Origin of the sequence: Nocardia sp. NPDC060220 (genome assembly GCF_042727815.1) — a bacterium.
GTDB lineage: Bacteria > Actinomycetota > Actinomycetes > Mycobacteriales > Mycobacteriaceae > Nocardia.
Window position 1 is genome coordinate 1 of record NZ_JBHWZY010000184.1, and the last position, 9,795, is coordinate 9,795.

Annotated in this window: 9 protein-coding genes; 5 read left to right on the forward strand and 4 right to left on the reverse strand. The window is 68.6% G+C overall.

From position 1 onward, the window contains the following. A partial coding sequence (locus ACFWF3_RS12305) for an acyl-CoA dehydrogenase family protein (protein ID WP_379313732.1) occupies positions 1 to 749 on the forward strand: 749 nt, incomplete at its 5' end. A gap of 9 nt (positions 750 to 758) precedes the next feature. Next, a complete protein-coding gene (locus ACFWF3_RS12310; protein ID WP_378993460.1) occupies positions 759 to 1,886 on the forward strand; it encodes an acyl-CoA dehydrogenase family protein in 1,128 nt (375 codons plus the stop codon). 51 nt (positions 1,887 to 1,937) lie between these two features. Here ACFWF3_RS12310 and ACFWF3_RS12315 read toward each other — a convergent pair whose 3' ends face one another. Further along, entirely contained in the window at positions 1,938 to 2,567 is a 630-nt protein-coding gene (locus ACFWF3_RS12315; protein WP_379313733.1) for a hypothetical protein, read from the reverse strand. A gap of 175 nt (positions 2,568 to 2,742) precedes the next feature. Between ACFWF3_RS12315 and ACFWF3_RS12320 the strand changes: the two genes are divergently transcribed. Both ACFWF3_RS12320 and ACFWF3_RS12325 read left to right on the forward strand, forming a co-directional pair. Continuing rightward, on the forward strand, positions 2,743 to 3,102 hold the full coding sequence (locus tag ACFWF3_RS12320) for a hypothetical protein (protein ID WP_378993464.1): 360 nt from the start codon (positions 2,743 to 2,745) through the stop codon (positions 3,100 to 3,102). Between the two features lie 53 nt (positions 3,103 to 3,155). Beyond that, a complete protein-coding gene (locus ACFWF3_RS12325) occupies positions 3,156 to 3,983 on the forward strand; it encodes a GNAT family N-acetyltransferase (protein WP_379313735.1) in 828 nt (275 codons plus the stop codon). A 55-nt stretch (positions 3,984 to 4,038) separates the two neighbouring features. On the opposite strand, the gene ACFWF3_RS12330 is transcribed toward ACFWF3_RS12325, so the two are convergent. The 3 genes from ACFWF3_RS12330 to ACFWF3_RS12340 form a co-directional block, all read right to left on the reverse strand. Continuing rightward, on the reverse strand, positions 4,039 to 6,003 hold the full coding sequence (locus ACFWF3_RS12330) for a protein kinase (protein WP_379313740.1): 1,965 nt from the start codon (positions 6,001 to 6,003) through the stop codon (positions 4,039 to 4,041). After that, a complete protein-coding gene (locus ACFWF3_RS12335; protein WP_379313736.1) occupies positions 5,979 to 7,769 on the reverse strand; it encodes a serine/threonine protein kinase in 1,791 nt (596 codons plus the stop codon). Before ACFWF3_RS12335 ends, ACFWF3_RS12330 begins: the two co-directional genes overlap by 25 nt. A gap of 137 nt (positions 7,770 to 7,906) precedes the next feature. Beyond that, positions 7,907 to 9,076 (reverse strand): protein kinase, encoded by a 1,170-nt coding sequence (locus ACFWF3_RS12340; RefSeq protein ID WP_379313737.1) that lies wholly within the window; start codon positions 9,074 to 9,076, stop codon positions 7,907 to 7,909. 120 nt (positions 9,077 to 9,196) lie between these two features. Between ACFWF3_RS12340 and ACFWF3_RS12345 the strand changes: the two genes are divergently transcribed. Further along, the coding region (locus ACFWF3_RS12345) for a deoxyribonuclease IV (RefSeq protein ID WP_379313739.1) at positions 9,197 to 9,795 on the forward strand (599 nt) is incomplete at its 3' end.

Consider the following 9,795-nt stretch of genomic DNA (forward strand, 5'->3'; position numbering starts at 1 on the left):
CCACGGCGGTGCGCGACGGCGACTCCTACATCGTGAACGGCCAGAAGATCTGGACCACGCTCGGCCAGTACGCCGACTGGATCTTCTGCCTCGTGCGCACCGACCCGAACGCGCCGAAGAAGCAGGCGGGCATCTCCTTCCTGCTCTTCGACGTGAAGTCGCCCGGTGTCACCATGCGCCCGATCAAGCTGATCGACGGCAGCTACGAAGTCAACGAGGTGTTCTTCGAGAACGTCCGGGTGCCCGCCGATCAGCTCGTCGGCGAGGAGAACCAGGGTTGGACCTACGCCAAGTATCTGCTCGGCAACGAACGCACCTCCATCACCGGCGTCGGCAAGACCAAGGTCAAGCTCGGCCTCGCGAAGGATTACGCCCGCGCGACCAGGACCGGGCGCGGCACGCTGCTCGACGACCCGGTGTTCGCGGCGCGGCTGGCCGAGCTGGAGAACGAACTGCTCGCCCTGGAACTGACCCAGTTGCGGGTGGTCTCCAATTCTGTTGAAGGCAAGCCGAATCCGGCGTCGTCGGTACTGAAGCTCAAGGGCACCGATTTGCAGCAGGCCGCCACCGAACTGCTGCTCGACGTCGCGGGCGCCGACGCGCTGCCGGTCGACGCCGACAACATCGCCTCGCCCGCGTGGGCCCAGCACACCGGCCCCGGCTACCTGAACTACCGCAAGGTGACCATCTACGGAGGCTCGAGCGAGGTCCAGCGCTCGATCATTTCCTCCACGATCCTCGGATTGTGAGGCGCTGACATGGAACTCGCACTGACCGAAGAACAGACGATGCTGCGCGACACCGTGCGCGAACTGCTGCACCGGTTCTACGACGGCGAAGCCCTCACCAAGAGCGGCGACACCGACCCCGGCTGGAATCGCACGGTCTGGAAGCAACTCGCCGACCTCGGGGTGCTCGGGCTGACCATTCCCGAGGAGGACGGTGGCGTCGGCGCGGGCCCGGTCGAGGCGATGCTGGTGCAGGAGGAGCTCGGTCGCGCGCTGGCCCCGGAACCGGTGCTCGACTCGGTGGTGATCCCGGCCGAACTGCTGCGGCTGGCAGGCAGTGCCGAGCAGCGTCAACGGCTCTTGCCCGCGCTGGCGGAGGGAACAATCCTGCTCGCCTTCGCGCACGCCGAGCCCGGCCTGCGGTGGCCGTCCACGGAGCTCACCACCACCGCGGTGGCCCAGGGCGACAACTACGCGCTGACCGGTGTGAAGAATCCGGTGCTGCGCGGTGATGTGGCCGACGAGGTGATCGTCAGCGCACTGCTGCCCGGCGGCGGGACCGGGCTGTTCCTGGTCGACCCGAATCAGGATGGCGTGCAACGGCGGTCGTACCGCACCTTCGACGGTCGTCGCGCCGCCCAGTTCGACTTCGACAACGCGGCGGGCCAACTGCTCGGTGACGCCGTCGACGCCGCCGAGCAGATCGCCCTGACCCAGGGCTATGCGCAGGCGGCGCTGTGCGCGGAGTCGGTCGGGGCGATGGAGGTCGCGCTCACGCTCACCACCGAATACCTCAAGACCCGCAAGCAGTTCGGGGTCACGCTGTCGAAGTTCCAGGTGCTCACCCAGCGCGCGGCGGATTGCTACGTCTCGCTGGAACTGGCCCGCAGCATGAGCCTGTACGCGACGGCGGCGCTGGCCGACGGCGGCAACGATCCGGTCGTCGCGTCACGGGCGCGGTTGCAGGTGGGGAAGTCGGCCGAGCACATCGGCCAGGAGGCGATCCAGATGCACGGTGGCATCGGCGTCACCGCGGAGTACCCGGTGAGCCACTATGTCGCCCGGTTGACCGCGATCGGGCAGACACTCGGTGGGGCGCTGGAACATCGGCGGGAACTGGCCGACCGGATCGGCGAGTACGACCTGGTCGAGCTGTAACTTCGTCGATGATGGTGCGTGCCCGGGGTTCGGGTGCGCACCATCGTTGTGTCAGCCCTCGGCGGTAGTGGGGGCCGGGGTTGCGGTGGTCGTCGCCGCCTCGGTGGTCGTCACCGTGGTCGGGGTGGCGCCGGTGTCGGCCGGGACGACAGTGGTCGGGGTCGCGCGGTCGAAGGCGTGGGTCGGCGGATAGTCCTCGGACGCTTCGTCATCGCCCACGCGGGGCGGGGTGACGGTGCGGGTGGGGTTCTGCCGGGTGGGGATCTGTGGCCGGGTGGTCGTCGGCTCGTCTTCGGTGGTCTCCGGCGGGCGCGTCGTCGTCTCGGCGGGCCGGGATTCGGTCGTCGCCTCGGCCGGGCGGGATTCGGGCGCCGGTTCGCCCTCGGGCGGTGGCGTCTCCGACGGCGAGGTCTCGGTGGAACTGAGGCTGAACGGCTTCCGCGGCGACATGTACGGCGCGATCCGCCAGCTGGGCGACGGCGGGATCGGGATGTGCGCTGTTGTCGAGGTGGGCTCGTCCGCCGACCGCGCGGGGGCGGCGGCCAGATCCGCGCTCAACGGCGGCGCCGGCACGTAGACATCCTGCTGCCCGACACCGCACGCACCGATGATGATCAGTCCGAGCGACACCGCGCCAACAGCGACTGCCGGACCCACGAACTTGGCCCTGCTGTTATCCATCGCCTGTTACTCCTCGTCGGCTTCGAGATCGCCTCACAGTAGTGCAGGTCGGGCAAAAGAGCGCATTTTAAACGTTAGTGGTCCAGATATCGGATTGATCAATTCAGCGTGTCGTGGGGACGTGTCGCGCGCGTTCGACGTCGCCGAGTCGTAGCGTGTGTGAGCAAAGTTACGCATGAGACGTCCGGCAACGTTACCCCTGACGCGCGAGGTCGCGCGGCGCAAGTATCTGATCGGCGTCATCGAGGAGAATCTCATGGGAGCACTCTCGACACCCCGGCTGGAAACCGCGGCGGCGAACACCGATTCGGCCACCGTCGGGCATCTTTCGTCGACACCGCCCGGCAACCGCACCCTCGCGGTGGTCGCGCGGATCATGGGCTGGTTGTTCTTCGTCGGCGGACTCGTCGGCGCCGGCCTCGGGATCGCGGGCCTGCACGTGGAGATCACCGTCGCCGGGCTGATCCTGGCCTGTACGGCTGGACTCATCTTATTGAAGCTGCGCACCGATCGGGACATCCCCGAAACAACCTGAGACACCTCATAATTCGAATGCGGTCGCGGGTGTGACGGCTTACCGTCGGTGTGGTGCGCATCGACATCATCACTGACGCTGCCCGGTTCCTGGCCGAGGCGGAACCGTTCCTGCGGTGTGACCCGCTGCGACACACGGTGATCGCGAGTACCCTCACCAACCTGATCGCGGGCAGATCCGGCTCGATGATGACGCAGTTTCTGAGCGTCCGCGACCGAACGGGTGTGGTCGTCGGTCTCGCGCAGAGCACGAACGGCGCCATCTACCTCGGCGAGTTGCCCCCGCACAGCATCTCGGCCGTCGCCGATGCCTTCGCGGCGTTCGACATCGCGGCGCGCAGCGTCGAGGGCGAGCGGGCCGACGCCGCTGTCTTCGCGCAACACTGGTCGAAGACCAGCCGCGGGACCTACCGCGAGAAATACACGACCCGACTGTTCCGCCTCGGTGCCTTGCACATTCCGGATGCGCCCGGCGCACCTCGCCAGGCCACCGTCGACGATCTGGCACCTTGCCTCGCGATGCTGGAGGGTTTCAGGGTGGAAGCCGACGCACCACGTCGGCTCGACGAGACGGCGGTGCGCAAACGGATCGAGGCCGGAGCGTCGTGGTTGTGGGAGCACGACGGCGCGCCGGTGACGCTGGTCGCCCGGCAGGCGGAGGTTCTCGGCTGGGCCAGGATCGGCCCGGTCTACACGCCGCCGCCGTTGCGGGGCAACGGGTTCGCGAGCGCGCTGACAGCGACGGTCGCCGGTCGGATTCGCGCGGAAGGCGCCGATGTCTGCCTGTTCACCGACCTGGCCAATCCGACCTCGAACAAGATCTATCAGCGAATCGGCTTCGAGCCGGTGCGCGACTTCGTGCACTACACACTGACCGCCTGATGGGCGCGGACGCGCAGCGGTCCTCGAACCGTGCGCAGCCGACGCGAACGCGCGCCTAGACCAATGGGGCGGAGCGCCACCAATCCAGCACCTGGGCCTCGTCGGCGATGAAGCCGCGGCTGTACATGAGCATGGCGCTGCGGGCCGGGTCGCCGTCGAAGCGGGTGACCATGCGCGGTGACCTGGGCTGGCTGTCGTGCAGGACGAAGTTCGTACAGGTGTGGCCGGTGTGCGACGTGGGGCGCACGTCGTTGGCGGGCAGGCCTGCGATCGCCTGCGCGGCAAGATCTGCGGAGGGGTAGAGGAAGAACTCGTAGGTGGCCTTGTTGCCGCCGCCGAAGCAATGCCACATCACCGACCAGTCGCCCATATCGGCGTCGTCGGAATCGCGGCTTGCGGTCGCGCGGTCGTAGGCGAAGCAGCCCGCGTTGCCCAGCCCCGAACCGGCATGGACCAGGTTGCTCGCCGAGGTGGCGGGCAGCATGCGGGGGAACTCGTCGCTGAGCTTCGCCGCGTTGGCGCCGATGACCCGTCGGTCGCTCGTCGGCGGGGTGGTCGACGTCAGCCGCTGGGGAGCGGAGGTCGTCGCGTCGACGGACGGTGTAGCGACCGCGGAGGTTTCGGAACCCTGCCCGCCCGACGCACCGGCGTTGCCGTCATCGCCGAAGGTGGTCACCAGAATCCAGCCGAGGAAGATCACGACGGCGATCATCGCCAGCCAGCCGATCGGCGATCCCTCCCAGCGGGATTTCCGCTTCTTGCCGAGATACTCCTCGGCGACCGAAGGGCGCGCGCCCCTGCCCGTCGCCCTGGAATTCCCGGCGTCGCGACGACGTTGCGCGCCCGCGTTCGGCGCACTCGCGTGGTTCGCGGATTCGTTGGGCCACGACGGGTTCGGCTGCGCGGCCCAGGAGGAACCGCCCACCGCCGGCCACTGCTGACCGAGGCCGGGGGCGGCGTTGCCGGCCCACTGTGAACCGGCGGGTCGGCCGCTCACGGCCCACGGCTGATCGGGACCGGTCGTGCCCGGCCATGGCGGCTGTCCGCCAGACGAATTCGGGTCGGTACGACCTGCGATCGGGTATCCGGCACCAGGGGTATACGGCGAGTTCGGCGGGTAGGTTCTGGTGGCCGCCGAGCCGTGGAGTTGCTGCGGGGGAGCGTGACCGGCGAGGGCCCGCAGCGCGGCGGCGGCGAACTCGGCGCAGGTGGCGAAGCGCTCTTCGGGGCGCTTGGCCATGCCACGGGCGATGACCGCGTCGAGTGCGGGGGTGATGCCCGATCGGAGGGTGCTCGCGCGGGGCGGGGGTTGCTGGAGGTGGCCCTGGATCACCGCGACGGGGTTGGTGGCGTCGAAGGGGGTGGTTCCGGTGAGGAGCCGGAAAAGCGTGCAGGCCAGGGAATACTGGTCGGCGCGGCCGTCGAGGGCGATGCCGGAGAGCTGCTCGGGAGACGCGAAAGCCAGGGTGGCGGTGAAGGTTCCGGTCTGGGTCAGCTTGGCGGCGTTGTCGTCGTGCAGGCGGGCGATGCCGAAGTCGGTGAGGTAGACGCGTTCGGTGCCGTCGACCGATTCGATCAAGATGTTGGCGGGTTTCACGTCGCGGTGCAGCACGCCGCGGCTGTGCGCGAAGTCCAGTGCCGCGGCGGTTTCGGCGACGATGCGGACCGCCCGCGCCGGGTCGACCGGCGAGGGCAGCGACGACGCGTCGGCGCCGTCGATGTAGCGCATGGAGATCCACAGCTGGTCGTTCTCGACGCCCCGGTCGTACACGGTGACGATATTCGGGTGCTCGAGCTGCGCCACGAGATCGGCCTCGCGTTCGAACCTGGCCTTGATCTCGGTGTCGAAGAACAACTCCCGGTTCAGCAGCTTCATCGCGGTGCGCCGTGGCAGCCGCGGATGGCGTGCCAGATACACCGAGCCCATGCCGCCGCGGCCCAGCAGTCGTTCGATGGTGTATCCGGCGAAAACGCCGCCCTCGTCATACATCGCGGTCAGTTCAGCGGGGCCGAGCGCCACCAACGCAGCACCTCGTCGGCCGTGCCGTAGCCGTCGGTGTACATCAGGAACTGGGCGCGGCCGGGATCGCCGGTGAACTGGGTGATGATCTTGTTCCCGTTGTCGGTGTACTTGTAGTTGGTGTATTGCTTGCCGCCGTTGCTGTCGGTGGACTTGGTGTTGGCCGGCAGGCCGTCGAGCACCGACTTGGCGTCGGCGGCCGAGTTGAAGGCATAGATCCGGTAGAACGGATCGTCGCTGTCGCCGCCGCCGAAGCAGCTCCACAGGTGCACCCAGGCGCCGAAGTCGGGTTCGCCTTCCGCGGGCGACGGCGGATCGCTGTTGTCGGTCTCCCAGCAGGTTGCGCCGTTGTATCCGGTGGAGTCGTCGACGGTGGCGGGCACGATCCGGCCGAACTCCGCGCTGATGGCGTCGGCGCTCGGGGTGATGTAGGTGCCCGCCGACGTGGTGGTCGTGCGGTCGCCGCCGCCCGCGTCATCGCCGCTGGCTGCGATACCGATGCCGATCAGCAGCACGATCACCAGGATCACCGCGACGACGATGCCGATGATCAGCCCGGTGTTGGACTTCGACGGCGGCCGCTGCCCGTGCGGATACTGGGCGAAACCGCTCGCCTGTGGCCGCGGCGCCGACTGGTACTGCGGCCGCGACTGCTGGGTGTAGGGCTGCGAAGCGCCGGTGGGCGACTGGTTCATCGGACGCTGGGTGCCCATCGGGCCACCCGTCATCGGGCCCTGGGCGGTGCCCATCGGACCGCCGGTCATCGGGCCTTGCGCGGTGCCCATCGGGCCGCCGGTCATCGGGCCCTGTGTGGCAACGGGATACGGCAGACCGGTCTGCGGAATCGCGCCACCTGTCGTGGGCCGCCCGGCGATCGGCAGCGACCCACCGGTGCCCGGTCGTGGACCGACGATCGGCAACGCGGGTGCGCTCGGACTGTTCAGCGCCTCGATCGCGGCTTCGGCGAAGTCCGAACAGGAGTCGAACCGGTCATCGGGCCGCTTGGCCATCGCCTTGGCGAGCACTCCGTCGAGTGCGTAGGACAGGCCGGGCCGGACGCTGCTCAGCGTGGGCGGCGGCTGCTGGAGATGACCCTGGATCACCGCGGCCGGGTTGGTCGCCGCGAACGGTCCCGAACCGGTGAACAGCCAGAACAGTGCGCAGGCCAGCGAATACTGGTCGGACCGGTGGTCCAGCGAGGCGCCGGTGAGCTGTTCGGGGGAGGCATAGGCCAGCGTCGCGGTGAAGGTACCGGTCTGGGTGAGATGGCCGGTGTCGTCGCGCAATCGGGCGATGCCGAAGTCGGTGAGGTAGACGCGTTCGCCACGGCCCGCGCCCGAGCGGGCGAGCAGGATATTGGCCGGCTTCACGTCGCGGTGCAGCACGCCCATGCCGTGCGCGTAGTCCAGCGCGTCGGCGGTTTCCTTCACGATCTGCAGCGCGCGGGCGGGCGGCAGCGTCTGCGGATCCACCGATGCCGCGTCGACGCCGTCGATGAACTGCATGGAGATCCACAGCTGTTCGTCGTCGTGCCCGCGGTCGTAGACGGTGACGATGTTCGGATGATCGAGGCGCGAAACGAGATCGGCCTCCCGCTCGAACCGTGCCCGCACCTCGGCGTCGAAGAACATCTCGCGATTGAGCAGCTTCAGCGCCGTCATCCGCGGTAGGCGGGGGTGCTTGGCCAGATAGACCGAACCCATGCCACCGCGGCCGAGCTGCCGTTCGATGACGTAGCCGGCAAAAACATCTCCGTTGGCCAGCATGTCTGCTCCACTTCCCGCCGCGCGCCGGGACCCACCAGCGCACGTGCGTACAGCATAAAAGCCGCGGCCGACGTTGCCCGCCACGGGAAAATCAACGAAACCTTATCAGTCGGCGACGACGCCGACGGTTGCCACGATCACGGCGGACGCCGCTGCTGCGGCGGCACGATATAGCCGGGATGGTTACGGCCACCAGGGAAATCGATGGTGCCCGGGCGTGCGCTTCCGCGTCGCGGCGGGATGGCCGGACCGCCCGTCGACGGCCGCGGCGCGTGGGGATGCGGCTGTGCGGGAGTGGTCGGCTGCACGTGCGGGTGCGGTTGCGCGGGGGTGGTCTGCGGGGGCGCGTTGCGGTAGGGCTGCGCCGGGGTGGGCGGCCGGGAATATCCCGGCGCCTGCGGGTAGGACTCGCGGGCGCGCAGCACCACACCGGCCGCGGTGTACTGCTGCTGCTGTTGATGCCACGGCCCCGGCACCGCGAACAGCGCCGCTTTGGCCGCCTGCGCGAACTCGGCGCAGCTGGCGAAACGGGACTCGACGCGCTTGGCGGTGGCTCTGGCCAGCACCGCGTCCAGGGTCGCGGGCAGGTCGGGGCGCAGACTGCGCAGCGGGGGAAGGGGCTTGCTCAGGTGCGCCTGGATCACCGCGCCCGGGCTGGGTCCGGGGAACGGCACCGAGCCCGTGAGCATCCAGAACAGCGTGCAGGCCAGCGAGTACTGATCGGCGCGATGATCCAGGGGCGCGCCCGCCAGATGCTCGGGCGCGGCATAGGCCAGGGTGGCGGTGATCGTGCCCGCCGAGGACAGCGTGGTCTCGCTGTCGCGCACCGCGGCGATGCCGAAGTCGGTGAGCACCACGCGTTCCGGGCGCCCGATCGGTGGCTTGGCGAGCAGGATGTTCGCCGGTTTCACGTCGCGGTGCAGCACGCCGCCCGCGTGCGCGAAGTCCAGCGCGGTGGCGGTCTCGGCGACGATCTGCACGGCCCGGCCGGGTGTCAGTACGTTCACGTCGGCGGTCGCGACATCGGTGCCCGCCACGAACTGCATGGAGATCCACAGCTGGTCGTCGTCGGTGCCGCGGTCGTAGACATTGACGATATTGGGGTGCTCGAGCTGGGCGACCAGATCGGCTTCGCGCTCGAAGCGGCGGCGGATCTCCTCGTCGGCGGACAGTTCACGGCTGAGCAGTTTCAGCGCGGTGAGCCGGGGCAGCCGGGGGTGCCTGGCCAGGTAGACCACGCCCATTCCACCCTGGCCCAGCACGCGCCGGATCGTGTATCCGGCGAACACGTCGCCTTTGCGCAACACGCGAAGTCACCCCCTCCAGGGCAGAGCACCCGTTTGAAATTCTACCGATGTATCTCCCGAACCCACCGCCGCGCAACATCGCGAGCGAAGTTGTCGGTGCCTGATATTAGGGTGGCAGCTATGCGCATTGGAGCACATGTTCGCGACGAGAGCGATCCGATCGGCTTCGGCGAGAAGCTCGGTGCCGAGGTCGTGCAGTTGTTCGTGGTCGATCCGCAGAGCTGGGACAAACCCCAGCCGCATCCCAGGGCCGCCGAGATTCTGGCCAGTCCGATCGATGTCGTTGTGCACTCGTCCTATCAGATCAATGTGGCGAGTCTGAACAACCGGTTGCGGATGCCCTCGCGCAACGCGGTGGCCCAGCAGGCGAAGGCCGCGGCCGACCTCGGTGCGTTCGGCCTCGTGGTGCACGGGGGACACGTACGCTCCGACGCCGAGCTCGATACCGGAATCGACAACTGGCGCAAGCTGTTCGAGCGTCAGCAGGACAAGGGCGGGTTCGCCGTGCCGATCCTGATCGAGAACACCGCGGGCGGCAATCACGCGATGGCCCGGCATTTCGATTCGATCGCGCGATTGTGGGACGCGGTCGGCGACTACGGCGCGGGCTTCTGCCTCGACACGTGTCACGCGTGGGCGGGTGGTGAGGAATTGGTCGGGGTGGTCGAGCGGATCAAGGCCATCACCGGGCGCATCGATCTCGTGCACCTGAATTCCTC